Here is a 19,442-nt window from a genome sequence, read left to right as displayed (position 1 = left end):
ACGCCGTCCACTCCAGCGGCCTCGCTTGTTCAAAGCAACAATCATGCCTGTATCTCCTCCGACCCTGTGCCGCACAATTTGGCACAATGGAACCCTTGCTGTGCCTCTTTGCTCCGCAGCGGCATTGACGCACCCGAACGGCTATTCCATATTGTCTCAAGCCAGCGGAAATTGTATCTATTGCCGAAGCCATCAGGGATCTCATGAAAAAAGCACTTATTACCGGAATAACCGGCCAGGACGGCGCCTACCTCGCCGAGTTCCTTTTGGACAAGGGCTACGAGGTCCACGGCCTCAAGCGCCGCTCCTCCCTCTTCAACACGGACCGCATCGACCACCTCTACCGCGATCCGCACGAGGAGGACCGCCGGTTCATCCTCCACTACGGCGATCTCACTGACTCCACCAACCTCATCCGCGTCATCCAGGAGGTGCAGCCGGACGAGCTGTACAACCTGGCCGCGCAAAGCCACGTGAAGGTCTCCTTCGAGGAGCCGGAGTACACGGCCAACGCCGACGCCCTGGGCGCGCTCCGCCTGCTGGAGGCCATCCGCATCCTGGGCCTGGGCGACACGACCCGGTTCTACCAGGCCTCCACCTCCGAGCTCTTCGGCCTGGTGCAGGAGTCGCCCCAGCAGGAGACCACCCCCTTCTACCCGCGCTCCCCGTACGCCTGCGCCAAGCTCTACGCCTACTGGATCACCGTGAACTACCGCGAGGCGTACGGCATCTACGGCTGCAACGGCATCCTCTTCAACCACGAGTCCCCCCTGCGCGGCGAGACCTTTGTCACCCGTAAGATCACCCGCGCCCTGGCGCGCATCATCCTTGGATTGCAGGATATCGTCTACCTGGGCAATCTCAGCGCCAAGCGCGACTGGGGCCACGCCAAGGACTACGTGGAAATGCAGTGGCTCATGCTGCAGCAGGAAGAACCGGCCGACTACGTCATCGCCACGGGCCGGCAGTTCTCCGTGCGCGACTTCGTAACGGCTGCGGCGGCCAACCTGGGCATCGAGGTCGCCTGGCAGGGCGAGGGCCTGGACGAACAAGGCGTGGTCGCAGCCGTGGACCCTGCCGTCTCCGACGCCATTCTGAGCAACGCGCGTATCAACCCGAAGCTCAAGCCCGGCGATGTCATCGCGGCCGTGGACCCGCGCTACTTCCGGCCCACCGAGGTGGACAATCTGCTGGGCGATCCCTCCCTGGCCAAGGAGAAGTTGGGGTGGGAGCCAAAAATCACCTTCGAAAAAATGGTCCAGGAGATGGTTCAGGAAGACTTGAAGCTCGCCGCCCGTGACGAGGTCTGCCGGCTGGGCGGCTTCCCCACGTTCGACCACTACGAATAGCGCGGGCATTCCCGCGGTGTGTCCCCCCCGGCACACCGGCACCCGCGCACCATTGCCCACAGGGAGGGCTTGCATGATTTGTCCTGTCATCCTCTGCGGCGGCTCCGGCACCCGGCTCTGGCCTTTGTCCCGAAAGCTCTACCCCAAGCAGTTCCTCCCCCTCGTCGACTCCACGACCATGTTCCAGACCACAGTGCTGCGCGCCGGCGCCCTGCCGGGCACGGACAGCCCGCTCATCCTCTGTAACGAGGAGCACCGCTTCCTCGTGGCCGAGCAGCTCCGCCTGATAGACGCGAAGGCCGCCGCGATCATCCTGGAACCCGTGGCCCGGAACACCGCCCCGGCAGTGGCCGTGGCCGCCCTGCGCGCCCTGGAGCAGGATCAGGACGCCATGCTCCTCGTCATGCCGGCGGACCACGTCATCCGCAACACCGACAACTTTACCGCGGCCGTGCAGGCCGGCATCGATGCGGCCCGGCAAGGCAAGCTCATCACCTTCGGCGTGGTGCCCACGGCGGCCGAGACCGGCTACGGCTACATCCAGAAGGCCGCATCGCTGGACAACGCGGCAGACGTCTTTACCGTTGGCTCCTTCGTGGAAAAGCCGAACGCCGCAACGGCGCAGCAGTATCTCGACTCCGGCGAGTATCTCTGGAACAGCGGCATGTTCATGTTCAGGGCCGACCGCTATCTGCACGAGTTGGAGACCCTTGACGCGGACATCCTCGCGGCATGCCGGACCGCATTTCAAAACGCCAAAGCCGACCTCGACTTCCTGCGGCTCGATGCCGACGCCTTTACCAAAGCGCCCGACAACTCCGTCGATTACGCCATCATGGAGAAAACGTCCGACGCCGTGGTCATTCCACTGGATGCGGACTGGAGCGACGTCGGCTCCTGGACCGGGCTCTGGGAGATCAAGACCAAAGACGAGCACGGCAACGCCCTGGACGGCAACGTGCTCGTGGAGGACGTCGAGGACTCGTACATCAACGCCACCAGCCGCATGGTCGCCGCCGTGGGCGTGAGCGGCCACGTCATCGTGGAAACAACGGACGCCGTGCTCGTGGCGCCCAAGGACCGCGTGCAGGACATCAAGGCCATTGTGGAGCGGCTCCAGCAGAGCGATCGCAGCGAGGCGTTCGTCCACCGCAAGGTCTACCGCCCCTGGGGCTCCTACGAGAATGTCGACATCGCCGACCGCTTCCAGGTCAAACGCATCGAGGTCAAACCTGGGGCGACCCTCTCCCTGCAGAAGCACCACCACCGCGCCGAGCACTGGGTGGTGGTCAAAGGCACGGCCCTGGTCACCCGCGGCGAGGACGAGATCATCCTCACCGAAGACCAGTCCACCTACATCCCCCTGGGCACCGTGCACCGGCTGCACAACCCGGGCCGCATCCCCCTGGAGCTCATCGAGGTCCAGACCGGCAGCTACCTGGGCGAAGACGACATCGTCCGCCTGGGCGATGTCTACGGCCGCAGCGGCATGCCGCAGAAAGTGCGCTGAAAAGGAATTGGATACTATATGTTAAGAACGAGGGGCACCGCCCCTCGCGCTCCCCGCAAGGGAACTAAGCTCCCTTGACCCTTAACTAAGGGGTCAGAGCCCCCAGTTTTTGGGGGGCCGGAGACATCTTCTTCTAAAAATAAAACGTCTTACAAATGGCCAAGCCCAACGCAATACAAACCAAGATCGTCTACTATCTCCAGATGGTGGGGCCGGCGTACGTGAAAAAGCTGGCCGAGGTGCTGGGGCTGGAGGAGTCGCAGTGGGACGAGGTGCGCGCCGCGATCAAGGCGCTGGAGACCGCAAGCCTGGTGGAGCGCGTGCCCGGAACCTTCGTCACCTACCAGACCCCGGAGGGCGGCACCGTGACCAAGCATATGAACCACACCTACTACCGGCCCACAAAAAAGGGAAAGCGCTTCGCTCGCGGCCTGGACCACGCGCCGGACGTGGCGCTCACGCCGGTCTATAAACGCGCATCCAAGTAGCAATAGACGAAGAAACAAGGGGCGCTGCCCCTTGGCACCCCGCAAGGGAGCTAAGCTCCCTTGACCCTTATTTAAGGTCAAAAGCCACTAGCTCTGGGTCCGGGGAACAGTGTTCCCCGGCAGGGGGACGGGGGACAGAGTCCCCCGATCCGCCAGAGGCATGTTCGGCTGACTAGGCCGGAGGCATGCCGTCTTATTACTGAACAGCAGCCATTATCCTTCCAGCACGCCGGCCTGCACCAGGGCGTCGCGTTTGGCTGTCAGGTCCTGGGCCAGGGTCTCGGTCAGCCTGGCGCGCATGGCCGTGAGCTGGTCCTTGCTGTAGAGCATCTGCAGCTTGTAGAGGTTGGCCATGGCCCCGGCCGTGGCGCGGGGGTCGTTGCGGCTTTCGCGGCCGCTGGTCTTGGCGTGGTCCACCCGCAGCAAGCCCTGGTATACCGGGAACTTTTCGGCGTCGCACAACCGCAGGTCGTGCTCCAGGTCGTCATACTGCGTGGGCGAGAAGCGGATGTCGAACGGGCCGGCCGCCTCCAGCCGTTCACGCAGGAAGAGGTGGCAGCAGCCGGTCACGGAGTGGCAGGGCCGGCAGTAGTCGAACTGCCCGAAGTCCAGGTCCTGGTGCTGGAGGTTGGAGACCTTGAAGCGGCGTTGGTAGTCCAGCGCTTCCGGGTCGGCCTGCGCGCCCTTGGGCGGCGGATCGGAGAGGTGCAGGTCCACGCTCTGCAGCACTGTCGGGTTGGCCGCGTCCACTACCTTGCAGCCCCACACCCCGGCCTCGGGGTAACGCTCCACGGCAGCGGCCAGCGCGTCCAGCCACGCTGGCGGCAGATGCGCATCGTCGTCAAGAAACGCCACGTACCGGCACGCCTGCACAACATCCAGGCCCAGCAGCCAGTTGCGCGCGGCCGGCGCGCCGATGTTCACCGGCAACCGGGTGAAGCCGAACCGCTCGCCCAGGGTCTCGCCCCATTTGGCCAGCACCTCGGCCGTGGCATCGGTGGAGCCGTTGTCCAGAACGTGAATGATGCACGAGTCCGCGCCCGAGCCCTTGGCCACGGCGTCGCTCTCTGCCAGGGCCGTCAACGTCGCGTCCAGATCCGCGGCCTTATTGTATGTATACAGCAGAACGGCCACGCCGCCGTCCAGCTTTTTGGACGATCCGGCGTCATCCAGAATGCTGTCGTGCAGCCGCAGAAGGAGGTTCACCTGCCACGGCCGCATGGTCATGGACCGCGCCCAGGCCGTATGCGCTTCGTCCTTCTTGCCCATTTGGCGCAGGGTCTCGCCCAGCCGCGCAAAGACCAGAGCCGTCTCCACCTCGTTCAGGGAGGCGGCGTACGCCTCGGCCGCGTCGCCATAATCCCCGGCCAGAAAGGCGAGGTCACCGCGCAGCTTGGCCATGGCCCAGGCAGGGGCCGGCCCCTGGTATCCGGCGACCACGCCGCGCACCCACTCCCACTCGCCGCGGTACGCACCCAGCCCCACGGCCTCCTTCAGCCAAACAACGCCGCCCTGATCGGCAAGCTGCTCCTCGATGTACGCGCGCACGGCGTCCAGGTCCCCGGCCAGCTTCAGCCGGTTCAGGTAGGTCGTATCCGGTGCCTCCCCGGCCGCCGTGGTGGATGCCCGCAGGAGGTTCTTCACGCCGTCGCTCACCAGGGGCGAGTTCTCCACCACCTGCAGAATCTGCCCGGCAATGGCGCCATCCAGCGGGTCGTGCTCGAATGCGGCGAGCAGGAAGTCCACTCCGAGCACCACGAGCTTCTCGTCCCCGGACTGCAGCGCCTCCTGCGCCAGCCCCAGCAGTTGAAAGCGGCCGTCCGTGCCTGTCAGCAGGTTCCGCCGCAGGGGTTCCGGCAGCAGCTCCGGCCTGTGGAATATGGATTGATTGGTCGAGGAATCCACGATCGTGTCGTCTCCTTATGTTGACAAGAGCCCTTCCAGAGCCGATTCTCCGAAGGTCTGGCGGTGTCCGGCTTCATAGTTCCAGCGCCGGCTTCTCGCATGCGCCACCCGCCTGCTACCCCAGGCCGGCTGCTTCAAGCAAGGATTTCACCCAACACGATTCGCCATGCTCCCGTTCCCCCTCAAACTCGCATCCTTTGCCGCGCTCGACGTCACCATTCCCATGTGGAGGCTGGGCGTGGAAGGATCCCTGGGCCAAAACCTCATCCACCTCGCCTCGGACCATGTCGCCGGCGATCCGAACGTCCTCCCTTTCCTCGTGGGCATGCTGGACTGGTCGTGGCAACGGGCTCCTTTGGACGTCACGCTGCTCGGCCCCTACCTGTCGCTGGACGGCGCCGCATTCCAGCTGCCGCCGCCTGCCCGCGTCACAGCCCGTGCCCTGCACAAGTTCATGCCCGGTCCCGAGTCTGTGGACACCGAGTTCTGGGAAGATCTGTACGGCATGCCGGAAGAGGAGCTGCGTGCCGCCGTCCAGAAACGCTCCAGGGAGACTGGAGCGCCGGCCTACTGCGGCATCGCCTTTAACAGATTATTAGACGCCGGAGCCTGGGACGAATCCCGCGCCCTGCTCGCCGACTTCTCCGGCCTGCCCGCGCCGGTGCGTACCCGGCTGGAGGCGGAGTGGGCCTTCCATGCCCTGCCCCCGGCCGAGTCCCGGCCATACATCGAGGCTGTGGAGCCCGCCATATTCGGCCTGTGGCGCGCCCATTGCCTGGCCCGGCTTACGCAGACCGAAGGCGGCGCCGACGAGGCCATGGCCGCCTACGCCGCCCTGTGGCGCGAGATACCGTGGCACACCAACCTCGCGCTCATGCTCCACGACCTGCTCTCCCCACCGCCGCCGCCAAACGCGGACGACCGCGAGGCCGCCGGCCGCAGTGCCATTCTGCTCTATTCCTGGAACAAGGCCGACGTGCTGGACACAGCCCTCTCCCGGCTCAAGGAGACCGAGCTCTGCGGCGCACGCGTCATCGTGTTGGACAACGGCGCCACCGACGCCACGCCCCAGGTGCTGGCCCGGCACCGCGACTCCTGGCCCGGCGGCCGCTTTCAAATAGAAACCCTGCCCGTGAACATCGGCGCGCCGGCCGCCCGCAACTGGCTACTCTCCATGCCAGAGCTCGCCGACGTTCCGGCCGTGGCTTTCCTGGACGACGATGCCCTGCCGGAGCACGATACCTGGCTGGCCACGCTCATGGCGGCCCTGCGACAGCACCCGGACGTGAGCGCCGTGGGCTGTCACGTGACCGATCACACGCCGCCCTATCGCTGCCAGGCCGCGGACTTCCACCTCCACCCCACGGAGGCCTGCGGCTCGCAGTTCGCCGACATGGAGGAGAATATCCACCCGGCCGACAACTGCCTGCGCGAGAGGGAGATGGGCCTGTTCGAGTACTCCCGCTCCTGCTGCCACGTCACGGGCTGCTGCCACCTCATCCCGCGCGAAAGCCTCGACGCCGTGGGCTTCTTCGACATCCGCTTCAACCCCAGCCAGTTCGACGACCTCGAACGCGACCTGCGGTCCTGCGCCGCCGGCCGCCCGGCCTTCTACACCGGCCACGTCGCCGTCCGGCACATGCAGCACTCCAGCATGGCCCAGGCCGACGACCCGGCCAAAAGCGCCCACATCCACGGCAACAAGATCAAGCTCGAAGGCCTGTTCTCCAAAGATAGCGTCAAAGCCATTGTCCATGCCGACCAGCAGGCCATGCGCAGCGACCTCCTCGCCAAGCTCGGCCGCCTCATCAGCACGTTTGGTGAGAATCGCTGACTCTTTATGACAAGGGGAAAGCCTTTGGATTTTTTGCGAAAGGTTCCCCTCTCGGTTCTTTATCGTGCAATCGTGAAAGATTATGTAGCGCGCCGTTGCTGCTGTCGGGGGTTCATGCCCCCGGCGTCAAGGCCGGCGCCGGCGTCGTAGACGCCAACGAGGTCGTCGATGATTTCGATGGAGTCGGCGCGGCGCTGATAACGGTGGATATTGACGAAGTCGGACTCGTAGCCGCCCTGGTCGCGCCAGCCGCCGGCTCGGAAGACGAGGTCGGCGGAGAGGCAGAGGCAGAGCGGGTCCACGTTGCCCGGCCGGATGATGGCGGAGGGCTCGGGGTCGCCGGGACGCGGCAGCACGCCCACGTCCGGAAAAGCGCGGGACACGTCGATGCGGCCGATGACGAGCTCGGCGTCCAGGTGGCGCTCCCAGATGGCAAAGGCGTCCGGCGTGACGGCGTTGTCGTCATCCACAAAGAGCAGACGCGTACCTTTGGCTACATTGATGAAAGCGTCGCGGATGTAGTTGCCGAAGTAGCCAACGCGGGGGAAATCCACGTAGCGGAGGAAGGGGTAGTCGCGAACGCGCTCGCCTCGCACGCCGTCGAAGCCCACGAGAATCTCCACGGACACGCCGGCCGAGTCGGCCGCGGCGCGCACGCTGTCTATGGCCAGGGCCAAAGCGCGCGGCCTGTTGCCCCGGCTGGGAGTGATGACGGTGTAGCGCGGCGCGTCCATTAGAACCTCGTATGCCGCGGGAAGGAGCCGGTCAGCGCTTGCACCACGCCGCTTCCAGGGCGGCGAGCTCCTCCGGCGGGAAGCTGGGCGTATCGTACATGCCGGCCTCGTTGCGCTGGCGCCACGCCTCGAACAGCGTAACGGCGGCGGCCACGGAGACATTGAGCGACTGGACCATGCCCATCATGGGAATATACGCTTCGGCGTGGGCGATCTCCTTGAGCTCGTCCTCCACGCCGTCGTGCTCGTTGCCGAAGATGATGGCCGTGGGCTTCGTGAAGTCAAAATCGGTAAGTGGCCGGGCAGTCTCGGAAAAGCCAGTGGCGATGACATAGGAGCCTGCCTCGCGCAGGGCTGCTGCCAGGGCGTCGCGGTCCTTGTGGCGCACGGTCTCCACCCACTTGCGCGCCGACCCGGAGGACTTGCGCCCCAGGGTGGGGAAGGCGGTGTCCGTGTAGTGCAGGTGGACCTTGTGCACGCCAAAGGCGTCACAGCTGCGGTAGATGGCCGACACATTGTGCGGGTCGTGGATATTGGAGAGGACCAGGGTGAGGTCCTTCTGCCGCCGGGCAAGCACGTAGCGGATACGCGCGAGCCGTCGTTCGGAAGGGGGAAGATTGGGATTTCTGGCCATGATCGGCTGATGGATTACGCAAAGCCGGAGGATTCCGCAAGTTCGGCTTCCGCCACATATGAAAGTGGACTCGACCGCATGATATGGTATCGTCCAGAACGAACCAGCCATAAAACAGGATACCGGAGCCCATCGCATACATGGAAATTTGGGCCTGTGGCAAGGCGAGCTCCGCGCGGAGGAAGTCTATCCTTTAATATAGACCATCGCGAAGGGAGCCGACGCCGCCACGGGACGAAAAGCGTGTATGGGATGGTTTCTACTGAAGGACGCTCATGGAAAAGCATTTGCTGTTGACCATATCCAACGATCAGGAAGCCTCGTACAACCTGCGCTTCATCCGCCACTTCTTCGAGGAGTTGTGCGACGTGCGGCTGACCCTGTTCTACGTGGTGCCGCGCGCTCCGGAGTGGATGCTCGACGCCAGAGACCTCGCGCCCACGCGCCAGGCCGTGGCCCACATGGACAAGATCAAGGACTCCAGCGGCAAGCGCGCCCTGGAGCATGCCCGCAGGTGGATCGTGGAGAGTGGCTGCAGGCCGGACAAGGTGGAGACCAAGGTCGTGTACTCGAAGCACGGCACGGTGCGGGAGATCAGCAAAGAAGCGCACGTGGGGCTCTACGACGCCTGCGTGTTGGGCCGGCGCGGGGTGTCCTGGTTCGGCGAGCTCATCGAGGACAGCGTGAGCCACCGCATCCTGTGGGGAGAGATCGACTTTCCGGTATGGATATGCCGACGGCCGGAGACAGGACTGAACCGCGACATTCTGCTCTGCGTGGACGACACCGACTCCTCCATGCGCATGGCCGACCATGTGGGCTTCATGCTGGAGGGCATGCGCCGGCACAGGGTGACCATGTTCCACGTGCGCACGCCGGACGACGCGACCGATCCGGACACCGTGTTCGATCAGGCCAGGAGCCTGATGGTGGAGGCCGGCATGGACGCAGACCTCATCGGCCAGGAGGTGGCGGAAGCGCGCAACCCGGTGACCGCCATCCTGAACAAGGGAAAAGCAGGCAATTATACGGCCGTGGCCACGGGACGCGCCGCCGGAGCGCCCGGCACCATGGAGCGCCTTTTTCCGGGCTCCGTATCCACGGGGCTGCTGCGCCGAATCGATGACTTTGCGCTGTGGATCAGCAAGTAGCCGTTCTCCGGATGCTGTCTTCACACGCCTTGGATACGTTTTCTCAAAAAAAATGCACCCCGTATCAAGGCGCGTGGTTTCTTGCTTCCCGCCCTTGAGAAACTCTAGATTTTGTCGTTTTTGTCGCAAGCGTGTTGCGCAAACGAAAGTTCTGGGGCATGACTAGGGGCCTTGGCTGTCCCTGTTAACGCCGCTTGTAACGACTCGACCAGTTGGTTGCTTGAACCCATGGCTGACAATTCCAAGAACACCTCCCCCATTCCAGAACAGTACGAGACCAGCGAGACCCTTTGGCAGGGTCCGGCATGCGCACTTCCGTCGGAATCTTCGCGTCACACGGGCGAAGCATCCTCCGGAGCCTATCGCACAAAGCGCAGGCCGCTGGCCGTCCTCATGACTTTCGTACTGATGATGATCACGTGGCTCGTGCTATCCAACATGCGCGACTCGTTCCATCTCACCCTCGGAGTAATCTCCAGCGCCATCGTTGCTTGGTTCTCGTCGGACATGCTCTTCGGCACTGCGCCTGTCGACAAGAATCGCAACGTGGCCTGGTATCGCTTCCCGCTCTACATCCCGTGGCTGCTCTGGGAGATCGTCAAGGCCAACCTCTGGGTGCTGTACCTGGCCTGCCACCCGCGCATGCGGGAGCTGATCGATCCGCGCATTTTCCACTTCAAGAGCAGACTCAAGAGCCGCGTGGCGCAGGTCACCTTCGCCAACTCCATCACCCTGACGCCGGGCACCATCACCGTGGACGTGGACTGGAACGGCACGTTCACCGTGCACGCGCTGGACGAAAAGCTGGCCGCCGGCCTGCCGGGCGAGATGGAAGACCGCGTGGCCCACGTGTTCGGGGAGGACTAGGATGGAAACGTTCCTGCTTTACTCCGGCATGGCCCTCGTGCTGATCATGATCATGTCCATGTACCGGGGCATTGTCGGCCCCACGGTTCTCGACAGGATCATCAGCGTGAACGCAGTGGGCTCCAAGACCGTGGTCCTGCTGATCATCATCGGCTTCCTCTTCGGCCGCGAGGACATGTTCGTGGACATCGCCCTGGCGTACGCCATGCTCAACTTCATCGCGGTCCTCGCCGCAGCCAAATACTTCTACAAGCGCAGGGGCCTGCAAAGCGAACCGGGCCAAAACTCCCTGTCCAGTCTGTCCGAGGAGAAGGAGAGACGCGCATGATTCTCAACATCTTCGTCATCGTGTTCATGATAGTGGGACTCATCTTCTACTTCGGTGGCACGATCGGCATTCTCCGCTTCCCGGACTTCTACACGCGTCTGCACGCGGCCGGTAAGCTCGACACCCTGGGCGCCCTGGCCATGCTCTTCGGCCTGGCGCTGTACAACCTGCATGGCTTCGATCTGGACAAGCTCCAGGTGGCGTTCAAAATCATGCTCGCCGTGGTCTTCGTGTTCATCGCCTCGCCCACGGCCACGCACGCCATCCTGGACGCCGGTCTGGTGGGCGGCCTGCCGCCGTGGCGCAAGCATGCGCGCTCCGGCATGATGTCCACCGCCTCTGTGAAGCAATCCACACGCGAGGAGGCTCGTTAGCATGTTCTGGCAGATCGACAACTTCGTGCTCACGCTGGTGATCATCAGCGCAATAGCCGCGATCCAGATCAAGGACATGCTCGGCGCGGCCATATTCTTCGGCATCTACAGCTTCATGATGTGTGTGCTCTGGGCCGTGATGGGCGCGGTGGACGTCGCCTTCACCGAGGCGAGCGTCGGCGCCGGCGTTTCCACGGTGCTCTTCATCGCGGCGGTCTTCCGCACCACGAGGAGGACAAAGGATTGAAGAAGGTTTCGCTTGTCCTCGTGCTGGTTTTCGGCCTCGTGCTGGTCTACGTGCTTACGGACTTCCCCAAGTGGGGCGATCCGAGCTCCCCGGCCTCCTCGCACCTGTCGCCGTACTACATCGAGCACTCTCTCGAAGACACCTCGGTGCCCAACGTGGTCACCGCGCTTCTGGCCGATTACCGCGGATTCGACACCATGTTCGAAACGGCGGTGGTCTTCACCGCGGCCATGGCCTGCTTCTTTCTGCTGCGCGTTCTGGTGTGCTACCGCACGCGTGACGAACGGCTCTACCGCCATCTCGAATCCGGCGTGGTCCTGCGCATAACCGGACCCAAGCGGCTGCCTCCGGGCTCCAGTTTCCGGCGGGTGGAGAGCCCTCGCGCGCGCTTCGACGTGGTCACGTCCAAGGTCTCGCGGATTCTCGTCCCCTTTATCCAACTGTTCGCGCTCTACGTGGTCGCCCATGGCCACCACAGCCCGGGCGGCGGCTTCCAGGGCGGCGTCATCCTCGGCGCGGCGTACATCCTCTACGCCATCGCCCATGACCTGCAGACCGCCTGCGACCGCTATCTGGAACGCGTCATGTTCACCATGCTCGCCGGCGGCGTTCTGCTCTACGCCGGCACCGGAGCCGCCTGCATGGCGCTTGGCGGAAACTTCCTGGACTACTCGGTCCTGGCGCCGGTCTTCCAGCTTTCACCCGTGGCCTCCCGATCCTTCGGCATCCTCGTGGTGGAGATCGGCGTGGCCATGACGGTCATGTCGACCATGATATTGCTCTACAACTTCCTGGTCTCCATGGGTCGTTGTGAGGAGGGTCTGTAAAATGGTCGTCGATGCGCTATCAGACATCTTCGCCCACAAGTACAATTATCTGGGCTTCATTATTCTGATGATGATCGGCCTGTGGGCAATGCTCGCCAAGATCAATCTCGCCAAGAAGATCCTGGGCATGTCCATCTTCCAGAGCGCGATCATTCTCTTCTACATCTCCATATCTGTGAAGCGTGACGCCACCCTGCCTATCCTAGAGCACCACGGGGGCGGGGAAGAGCACGGCGCACACGCCGCGGCGGATGCGACCCATGCAGCGGCCGGCGCAGTGCACAACGCCGTGAATGCGACAAAGGAGATGGTGCACGGCGCTGTGAACGCCACCGGCGACGCCATGCACTCGGCGCTCGACGCAGCATCGCACGCCGGCATCAATGCGGCGGATTACATCAACCCGCTGCCTCACGTGCTCATGCTCACTGCCATTGTGGTCTCGGTGGCGACCCTGGGCGTGGCGCTGGCTTTGGCTATGAAGATCTACAAAGAATATAACACATTGGACGAGGACGTGATCCTCGAAAAGATTCGGCAATGAGTGCGCTAATACACCAGCTGCCGGCCCTGCTCGTGGCCATCCCCCTGCTGTCGGCCTTTGTCGTAACGCTGCTCACGTGGCGTAATCGCGACGCCGCGTTCCCCGCAACGGTCATCAGCATGTCGCTGTGCGCCGCCACCGCCATTGCTCTGGCAGTGCAGGTGGCCATGCACGGCCCCGTGCTCTACAAGATGGGCGACTGGGCTCCGCCTGTGGGCATCGCCTACTACATCGACGGCCTCAACGCCCTGGTGCTGGCCATTGTCTCCTGCGCCGCGCTGATCAACCTCATCGGCACGCGGCCCTCGGTCCGGCTGGACTACGCCGGCAAGGAAGGCTCGTTCTACACGCTGTACCTTCTGTGCGTGACCGGGCACCTGGGCATGGTGATAACGGGCGACGCGTTCAACCTCTACGTGCTGCTTGAGATCTCCGCCCTCTCCGCCTACTCGCTGCTGGGCTGGGGCAGGGCGCGCGCGCCGCTCTCCACGCTCAACTACCTGTTCATCGGCACCATCGGCGCGTCCTTCTATTTGCTGGGCGTGGGCTTCCTCTACATCCAGACCGGCACGCTGAACATGGCCGACCTCGCCTCGATCATCGGCACTCTGGGCGCCACGCCCACGATCATCGCGGCCTTCGGCCTGATTCTCTCGGGCATCCTCATCAAGATGGCCTTCTTCCCGGCGCACGGCTGGCTGCCCAACGCGTACTCCAACGCCGGCTCCCCGGCGGCCGGGCTCATCGCGCCCATGACCACCAAGGTCATGGTCTACGTGATGATCCGCATGATGCTCACCGTGTTCTCGCCGCATCTCGTGTTTGATGAAGGTGTGCTGGACGAGGTGCTTGTCATCATGGCCTCGGCGGCCATCGTCATCTGCGGGCTCATGGCCCTCTCCTCCAAGAACCTGACGCGCATGCTCACGTACATCCTGATAGCCGAGGTGGGCTACATGGTGGGCGGCGCGTGGCTGGGCAACCGCATCGGCATGACCGGCGCGGTGCTCCACGTGATAAACGACGCGGCCATGACCCTGACCATGTTCATGGCGGCCGGCTGCATGACCTACAAGATGGGCCGGCTGGACTTCACCCGGATGCAGGGCGCCTTCTCCCGCATGCCGTTCACCATGAGCGCTTTCGTGCTCGGAGCCATCGCCATGATCGGCGTGCCCCCCACCTGCGGCTTCTTCAGCAAGTGGTACCTCATCCTGGGCGCGCTGCAGGGCGGTCACATCGAGTTCGTGGTCGCGCTCATCCTCTCCAGCCTGATCAACGTCGTGCTCTTCTTCCGGATATTTGAAATCGGCTTTTTCCAACCCTGGCCCAGCGGCGCCGACAGCCACGGCCACCCGATCCGGCCGGCCATCGCCATGTCCGAGGCGCCGGCCTCCATGGTCGCGCCGCTCATGGTGTCGGCTGTCGGTCTCGTGGTTCTGGGGCTGTTGAACTCGAAACTCGTCGCCATCATCGAAACCGCGCTGCCCGCAAGCCTGCACTGATACTGTGAATCCCATGGATACCATCGTCTCGATGACCCCCTTCCTGGCTGTCCTCGTCTCTCTTGTGGCGGTACCGGGAATCGTCTCAGCCAAATCCCCCAACGCACGCGAGGCCTGGACTTTCGTCGCCGCGTTCGTGAAATTCGGGCTCGTGGTCTCCATGCTGCCCACGGTGCTGGCCGGACACACGATCTCCTACACCGTGGCCGAGGTCCTGCCCGGCGCATCCCTGGCCTTCCGCGTGGACCCCATGGGCATGCTCTTCGCCCTGGTCTCCTCCTCACTGTGGATACTGACCAGCGCCTACTCCGTAGGCTACATGCGCGCCGAGCATGAGCACAGCCAGACGCGCTACTTCACCTTCTTCGCCCTGGCGCTCTCCGCCACCATCGGCGTGGCTTTCGCGGCCAACCTCTTCACCCTGTATCTCTTCTACGAGATGCTCTCCTTCGCCACCTACCCCCTGGTCACGCATCACCAGGACAAGGAAGCGCGATCCTCGGGCCGCAAGTACCTGTTCTACATCGTGGGCTCGTCCATCGGTCTGGCCCTGCCGGCCATGCTCATCGTCTACATGCTCGCCGGCACGCTCAACTTCGTGCCCCACGGCATCCTCTCTTCGCTGCCGGACATGGCCAACCACACCACGCTCATCGGCATCCTGCTGGTCATGTTCCTGTTCGGATTCGCCAAGGCCGGTCTCATGCCGCTGCACTCGTGGCTGCCCGCAGCCATGGTCGCGCCCACGCCGGTCTCCGCGTTGCTGCACGCCGTGGCCGTGGTCAAGGTCGGTGCGTTCTCCATCTTCCGCGTGGTCACCATGGTCTTCGGCGCGGACATACTTGTGCACATGAACCTGCGGATCGTCATCCTGGTCATTGCTGGCGTAACCATGATTACGGCGTCGCTCATTGCGATCTCGCAGGACGGCCTCAAACGGCGGCTGGCCTTCTCCACCATCGCCCAGCTCTCCTACATCGTGCTCGGCGCCGGCCTGCTCACGCCCAAGGGGCTCACCGGCGGCATGATGCACATCGCCCTGCACGCCTTTGGTAAGATCACCCTCTTCATGTGCGCGGGCGCCATCTTCGTAGCCACGGGCAAGAGCAAGATCAGCGAGATGACCGGCATCGGCCGGCGCATGCCCTGGACAATGACCGCCTTCTTCATCGGCGCACTGTCCATTATCGGGCTGCCGCCGTGCGCCGGCTTCATCAGCAAGTGGTACCTGCTGCAGGGCTCCCTGCAGGCCAACGAACCGATCTTCGTGGTCGTGATTCTGACCAGCGGCCTGCTCAATGCGGCGTACTTCATGCCTATCGTCTACCGCGCCTTTTTCTGCAAACCGAGTGAGTCGCAATTCGAGGCAGGCGTCAAAGAAGCGCCCTTCCTCTGTATTGCTCCGCCCATCGTCACCGCCATCGTCTCCATTCTTCTGCTGTTCCATCCGGGCCCGTTCATGGACCTTGCGAAGATGATGACACAGGCGTTGCTGGGCATGTAGACTGCGCATCGCAGCCACTGGAAACGACGGGAAAATACGAACCATGTCGGAAACGAATATCAAGCGCACCGACGGACGCATCGAGCACAACAACGTGCCGCCCTACCGCACGGCCTACTATGTCTCACTGGCCCTCTGCGCGGCGTATGTTGCCCTCGTGCTGTTCATGACCCTCTCCGCTGGCGGCGGGGGACACCACTAGGAGTCCGTCATGGCGAAAACATCCTTTCTCGAACCGTTGGCCAACAGGCGCACCATGATGTGGATTCTCGGCATCGGCGCCGTGGCTTTGATTGGTATGGAGTTCGTGGCCGAGAAGCACTCCCACTTCGCCTGCGAGGACTGGGACGGCTTCTACGGCGCGTTCGGCTTTATTTCCGGCGTCGTCCTGGCCCTTGGAGCCAGGTACCTGCTCGCGCCTCTGGTCCGCCGGCGGGAGAACTTCTATGATTGAGACCCATCCCGCACTCTTCCTCATTCTCGGCGCGCTGCTCATTCCGCTGCTCAGGGAAGGCCGGGGCAAGGACGTCTACCTCGTGGCGCTGCCGCTGCTGAGCCTGTACAACATGCTCCTGCTGCCCCACGGCTCCTACTACCACTGGAGCTTCCTGGGCTTCACCATCGAGCCCCTGCGCGTGGACAACCTGGCCCTCGTCTTCGCCACCATTTTCCACATCGCCGCCGCCCTGGGCATGTGCTTCGCGCTGAGCGTGAAGTCCAACCTGGAGCGAACATTCGCCATGCTCTATGCAGGCGCGGCCGTGGGCGTTGTCTTTGCCGGTGATCTGCTGACCATGTTCCTGTTCTGGGAGTCCCTCACCGTCACCGCCGCGGTCATCATCTGGTGCCGCCGCACCAGCGGTTCGCAGGGCGCGGGCTTCCGCTACATGCTCTTCCACGCCCTGGGCGGCCTGGTCCTGCTGGGCGGCATCGTCATGTACGTCCATGAGACCGGCTCCCTGGCCTTCGAGTACATCGGGCTGGACTCCACGGCGTCCTGGCTCATCTTCATCGGCTTCGGCATCAACTCGGCCTGGCCCGGTCTGCACGCCTGGCTCACCGACGCCTACCCCGAGGCCGGATACGCCGGCGCGGTCTTCCTCTCCGCCTTTACCACCAAGAGCGCGGTGTATGCCCTGGCGCGCGGGTTCCCCGGCACGGAGCTCCTCATCTGGATCGGCGTGGTCATGGCCATCTTCCCGCTGTTCTACGGCATGCTCGCCAACGACCTGCGCCGCGTCATCTCCTACTCGATCATCAACAAGGTCGGGTTCATGATGGTCGGCATCGGCATCGGTACGCAGCTGTCCATCAACGGCGCCTGCGCCTACGCCTTTGCCCACATCCTGTACAAGGGCCTGCTGTTCATGGCCCTGGGCGCGGTGCTCTTCCGCACGGGCAAGACCAAGGTGACGGAGCTGGGCGGCCTGTACCGCACCATGCCGTGGACCGCCGTGTTCTGCATGGTGGGCGCGGCTGCGCTCTCGGCCGTGCCGTTCCTGGTCGGCTTCCCCACCAAGGCCATGATCACCTCGGCCGCCGGTGAGGAACACCTGATGTGGGTCTGGTTCGCACTGCTCTTCTCCTCGGCCGGAGCCATGCTCTACGCCGGCGTGAAGGTGCCGTACTACGCCTTCTTCGGTAACGATTCCGGCCTGCGCCCGCCCGAGGCGCCGCGGCACATGCTCATCGCCATGGGCGCTGCCTCGCTTCTGTGCATCGGCCTGGGCATCTTCCCGCAGCCGCTCTATCGCCTGCTGCCCTTCCCGGTGGATTACAACGCCTACACCGCCTCGCACGTCATCACACAGTTCGAGCTCCTGCTCTTCGCGGCCGGCTCCTTCGCCCTCATGGCCCTGGCCGGCGTGCTGCCCATGCATGTGCGCTCCGTGCTGCTGGACGTGGACTATTTCTACCGCCGTGGCTTCAAAGGGCTGTATTGGCTGCTGGACAAGTTCTTCAACGGCCTGAACAAGCTCAGCGACGAGCTTATCGTGAACAAGGCCACCGGCGCCGTGATCAGCGCCTGCTCCAACGCGCCGTACAAGCTGGCGCGCATGGCCCTTCTGCCCTTCTGGTCCGTGCTGAGCACCGAGGAACGCGACCGCAGACTGCGCGACCTTGAGCAGAGCTTCGAGACGAACACCACGCCTGTGGGCCTGACCGGCCTGCTCGCGGCCGGTCTCGTGACCTTCCTTATCCTTTACATGTTTACCAACTGACGGAGATAATAGATGATCACCCTGGACGACCTGCGCATTCCCCAGTTCGAAAACCTGCCCGACGACAAGCTCAAGAAGCTGCGCGATGTCGCCGACGCGATCGACCTCGAGGACGGCGACATCGTCTATAACGCCGGCGAGGAAGGCGACATTTTCTACATCGTCCTGAGCGGCGAGGCCGTGCTGGAGCACGCGCTCTCCAAGGATGCACAGGTCATCTTCTCCTCGGTGCAGCCCGGTTACTGCTTCGGCTGGACCGCCCTGGCCCACCAGCAGCCCAGACGCGCCACGGCGCGGTGCCGCGGAGCCAGCCGCTTCGTGCGCATCAACGGGAACGAGCTCCGGCGCATCATGGACGAGGACCACACCCTGGGCTACCTCCTGTACCACGCGTTCATGGAGTCCGTGCTCGACCAGCTGTTCACACGCACGGAACAGTTCATGAGCATGCTCTCGCACCATCCGGATCTGAAGAACGCGCTATAGGCGCGACCGCAGAACAACGCTTTCAAGGCGTCGGCGAGTGTTTTCGCCGGCGCCTTTTCTTTGGCTTTGCGTTCTTCTCTGGAAACGAACGGGAAGTAACACTGCCATGACGTCGGATGCGCCGCGCAGCTGGCGCAACAGAAGCAGAATATCAGCCGATCCCCAATTGCCTTACCTGCCTGCGTATGTAACAATTTCCCTATTCTGGGATTTGGATTTTCCAGCCGAACCATCACGGCGGCGGGCTGTGCGCACCCGTTCCGCCGCATACGATTTTGGCCCGAGGAGGCTACCATGATGCGTCCGCTGTTTGCTATGCTGGTGTGTGTTCTGGTTTTCGCGGCCCTTGTTCCTGCCGGCGCCCGCGCCATGGAGATCAACGAAGGCATAGGCGACGTGCCCTATGGCGCCAAGTGCTCCGAGGCGTTTACGGACTCCGACTGGAAGGATGCGCAGCTTGCCCCGCTGTGGGACGACAAGACCCGTGAGCTACGCCTGACCTACGACCCGGATATCGTGGCCAAGTCGCAGTACAGCGTGCGCTCCAGGCTCCACGAGAAGCTGGAGTACGAAGACTTCTCGCTCATCACCGTGCTCTACCTCTGCAACAAGAAAACCGACAGCTTTGACGGCATCATCGCCAGCTTCAGCATTCTGACCACCCCGGCGCTGGAAAAGAGGCTGCGCGAGCAGTTCGGCGAGCCTGACGAGGTAACGCCCATCTACACTCTGTGGGACGCGCCGGACTACTTCATCCAGCTCAACCTGAACGAACTGATCGTGTACTCGAAAAAAGCCGCCGGCCAGACGCAGTAGAGCACGCGCACCGGTTTTATTCAGCCGCGCCTCCGGGTGCGGCTTTTTTTTGCGCGCACGCATGCTCCGGCGCGCCTGTTCCCGACATTCCATTTTGAACTTGTGGTATTCTAGATT

At 63.5% G+C, this 19,442-nt stretch carries 21 protein-coding genes; 18 read left to right on the top strand and 3 right to left on the bottom strand.

Going from position 1 to position 19,442, the window contains the following annotated elements; all coding sequences use genetic code 11:
- Positions 1 to 203 precede the first annotated feature (203 nt).
- The 3 genes from gmd (at position 204) to E8L03_RS01180 (ending at position 3,347) form a co-directional block, all read left to right on the top strand.
- Complete coding sequence (gmd, locus tag E8L03_RS01190; protein WP_171266335.1) at positions 204 to 1,349, top strand: GDP-mannose 4,6-dehydratase; 1,146 nt, start codon at positions 204 to 206, stop codon at positions 1,347 to 1,349.
- Between the two features lie 73 nt (positions 1,350 to 1,422).
- Entirely contained in the window at positions 1,423 to 2,859 is a 1,437-nt protein-coding gene (locus E8L03_RS01185; RefSeq protein WP_171266334.1) for a mannose-1-phosphate guanylyltransferase/mannose-6-phosphate isomerase, read from the top strand.
- A gap of 155 nt (positions 2,860 to 3,014) precedes the next feature.
- Positions 3,015 to 3,347 carry a DUF2250 domain-containing protein gene (locus tag E8L03_RS01180; protein ID WP_171266333.1) on the top strand — a complete coding sequence of 111 codons (333 nt, stop codon included), beginning with the start codon at positions 3,015 to 3,017 and terminating at the stop codon, positions 3,345 to 3,347.
- 213 nt (positions 3,348 to 3,560) lie between these two features.
- Here E8L03_RS01180 and E8L03_RS01175 read toward each other — a convergent pair whose 3' ends face one another.
- On the bottom strand, positions 3,561 to 5,252 hold the full coding sequence (locus E8L03_RS01175; RefSeq protein ID WP_171266332.1) for a glycosyltransferase: 1,692 nt from the start codon (positions 5,250 to 5,252) through the stop codon (positions 3,561 to 3,563).
- 166 nt (positions 5,253 to 5,418) lie between these two features.
- Here E8L03_RS01175 and E8L03_RS01170 point away from each other — a divergent pair, with 166 nt between their 5' ends.
- Positions 5,419 to 7,086, top strand: a complete 1,668-nt coding sequence (locus E8L03_RS01170; RefSeq protein WP_171266331.1) for a glycosyltransferase family 2 protein — start codon at positions 5,419 to 5,421, stop codon at positions 7,084 to 7,086.
- Positions 7,087 to 7,166: 80 nt separating this feature from the next.
- Here the strand turns inward: E8L03_RS01170 and E8L03_RS01165 are convergent, their stop codons facing one another.
- Both E8L03_RS01165 and E8L03_RS01160 read right to left on the bottom strand, forming a co-directional pair.
- Positions 7,167 to 7,820 (bottom strand): glycosyltransferase family protein, encoded by a 654-nt coding sequence (locus E8L03_RS01165; RefSeq protein ID WP_171266330.1) that lies wholly within the window; start codon positions 7,818 to 7,820, stop codon positions 7,167 to 7,169.
- Between the two features lie 31 nt (positions 7,821 to 7,851).
- On the bottom strand, positions 7,852 to 8,454 hold the full coding sequence (locus E8L03_RS01160) for a TrmH family RNA methyltransferase (RefSeq protein ID WP_144234867.1): 603 nt from the start codon (positions 8,452 to 8,454) through the stop codon (positions 7,852 to 7,854).
- A 275-nt stretch (positions 8,455 to 8,729) separates the two neighbouring features.
- Here E8L03_RS01160 and E8L03_RS01155 point away from each other — a divergent pair, with 275 nt between their 5' ends.
- The 14 genes from E8L03_RS01155 to E8L03_RS01090 all read left to right on the top strand — a co-directional run bounded on the left by E8L03_RS01155 (position 8,730) and on the right by E8L03_RS01090 (position 19,325).
- Positions 8,730 to 9,605, top strand: a complete 876-nt coding sequence (locus E8L03_RS01155) for a universal stress protein (RefSeq protein WP_171266329.1) — start codon at positions 8,730 to 8,732, stop codon at positions 9,603 to 9,605.
- Between the two features lie 393 nt (positions 9,606 to 9,998).
- Positions 9,999 to 10,472, top strand: a complete 474-nt coding sequence (locus E8L03_RS01150) for a Na+/H+ antiporter subunit E (protein ID WP_171266328.1) — start codon at positions 9,999 to 10,001, stop codon at positions 10,470 to 10,472.
- Between the two features lies 1 nt (position 10,473).
- Complete coding sequence (locus E8L03_RS01145; protein ID WP_144234870.1) at positions 10,474 to 10,800, top strand: MrpF/PhaF family protein; 327 nt, start codon at positions 10,474 to 10,476, stop codon at positions 10,798 to 10,800.
- Positions 10,797 to 11,174 (top strand): monovalent cation/H(+) antiporter subunit G, encoded by a 378-nt coding sequence (mnhG, locus tag E8L03_RS01140; RefSeq protein WP_144234871.1) that lies wholly within the window; start codon positions 10,797 to 10,799, stop codon positions 11,172 to 11,174. Before E8L03_RS01145 ends, mnhG begins: the two co-directional genes overlap by 4 nt.
- Position 11,175: 1 nt before the next feature.
- Positions 11,176 to 11,421 carry a Na(+)/H(+) antiporter subunit B gene (locus tag E8L03_RS01135; RefSeq protein WP_144234872.1) on the top strand — a complete coding sequence of 82 codons (246 nt, stop codon included), beginning with the start codon at positions 11,176 to 11,178 and terminating at the stop codon, positions 11,419 to 11,421.
- Positions 11,418 to 12,248 carry a hydrogen gas-evolving membrane-bound hydrogenase subunit E gene (gene mbhE / locus E8L03_RS01130; protein WP_144234873.1) on the top strand — a complete coding sequence of 277 codons (831 nt, stop codon included), beginning with the start codon at positions 11,418 to 11,420 and terminating at the stop codon, positions 12,246 to 12,248. The genes E8L03_RS01135 and mbhE overlap by 4 nt, the downstream gene beginning before the upstream one ends.
- A 1-nt stretch (position 12,249) precedes the next feature.
- The gene (locus E8L03_RS01125) at positions 12,250 to 12,792 is read left to right on the top strand and encodes a cation:proton antiporter subunit C (protein WP_144234874.1); all 543 of its coding nucleotides are present in this window, start codon (positions 12,250 to 12,252) and stop codon (positions 12,790 to 12,792) included.
- Positions 12,789 to 14,297, top strand: a complete 1,509-nt coding sequence (locus tag E8L03_RS01120) for a proton-conducting transporter transmembrane domain-containing protein (RefSeq protein WP_171266327.1) — start codon at positions 12,789 to 12,791, stop codon at positions 14,295 to 14,297. Before E8L03_RS01125 ends, E8L03_RS01120 begins: the two co-directional genes overlap by 4 nt.
- A 13-nt stretch (positions 14,298 to 14,310) precedes the next feature.
- On the top strand, positions 14,311 to 15,801 hold the full coding sequence (locus E8L03_RS01115; RefSeq protein WP_144234876.1) for a monovalent cation/H+ antiporter subunit D family protein: 1,491 nt from the start codon (positions 14,311 to 14,313) through the stop codon (positions 15,799 to 15,801).
- Between the two features lie 43 nt (positions 15,802 to 15,844).
- Positions 15,845 to 16,003: a hypothetical protein gene (locus E8L03_RS01110; protein WP_153307164.1), complete on the top strand. Its 159-nt coding sequence runs from the start codon at positions 15,845 to 15,847 to the stop codon at positions 16,001 to 16,003.
- A gap of 9 nt (positions 16,004 to 16,012) precedes the next feature.
- A complete protein-coding gene (locus tag E8L03_RS01105; RefSeq protein ID WP_144234877.1) occupies positions 16,013 to 16,255 on the top strand; it encodes a hypothetical protein in 243 nt (80 codons plus the stop codon).
- Positions 16,248 to 18,023, top strand: a complete 1,776-nt coding sequence (locus E8L03_RS01100; RefSeq protein ID WP_171266326.1) for a Na(+)/H(+) antiporter subunit D — start codon at positions 16,248 to 16,250, stop codon at positions 18,021 to 18,023. Before E8L03_RS01105 ends, E8L03_RS01100 begins: the two co-directional genes overlap by 8 nt.
- Before the next feature lie 12 nt (positions 18,024 to 18,035).
- Positions 18,036 to 18,509 carry a Crp/Fnr family transcriptional regulator gene (locus tag E8L03_RS01095; protein WP_171266325.1) on the top strand — a complete coding sequence of 158 codons (474 nt, stop codon included), beginning with the start codon at positions 18,036 to 18,038 and terminating at the stop codon, positions 18,507 to 18,509.
- Between the two features lie 294 nt (positions 18,510 to 18,803).
- On the top strand, positions 18,804 to 19,325 hold the full coding sequence (locus E8L03_RS01090) for a hypothetical protein (RefSeq protein ID WP_171266324.1): 522 nt from the start codon (positions 18,804 to 18,806) through the stop codon (positions 19,323 to 19,325).
- The last annotated feature ends 117 nt before the right edge of the window (positions 19,326 to 19,442 follow it).

Origin of the sequence: Oceanidesulfovibrio marinus (assembly GCF_013085545.1) — a bacterium.
GTDB lineage: Bacteria > Desulfobacterota > Desulfovibrionia > Desulfovibrionales > Desulfovibrionaceae > Oceanidesulfovibrio > Oceanidesulfovibrio marinus.
The sequence above is the reverse complement of the archived record's forward strand: the minus strand, read 5'-3'. Positions and strand labels throughout refer to the sequence as shown.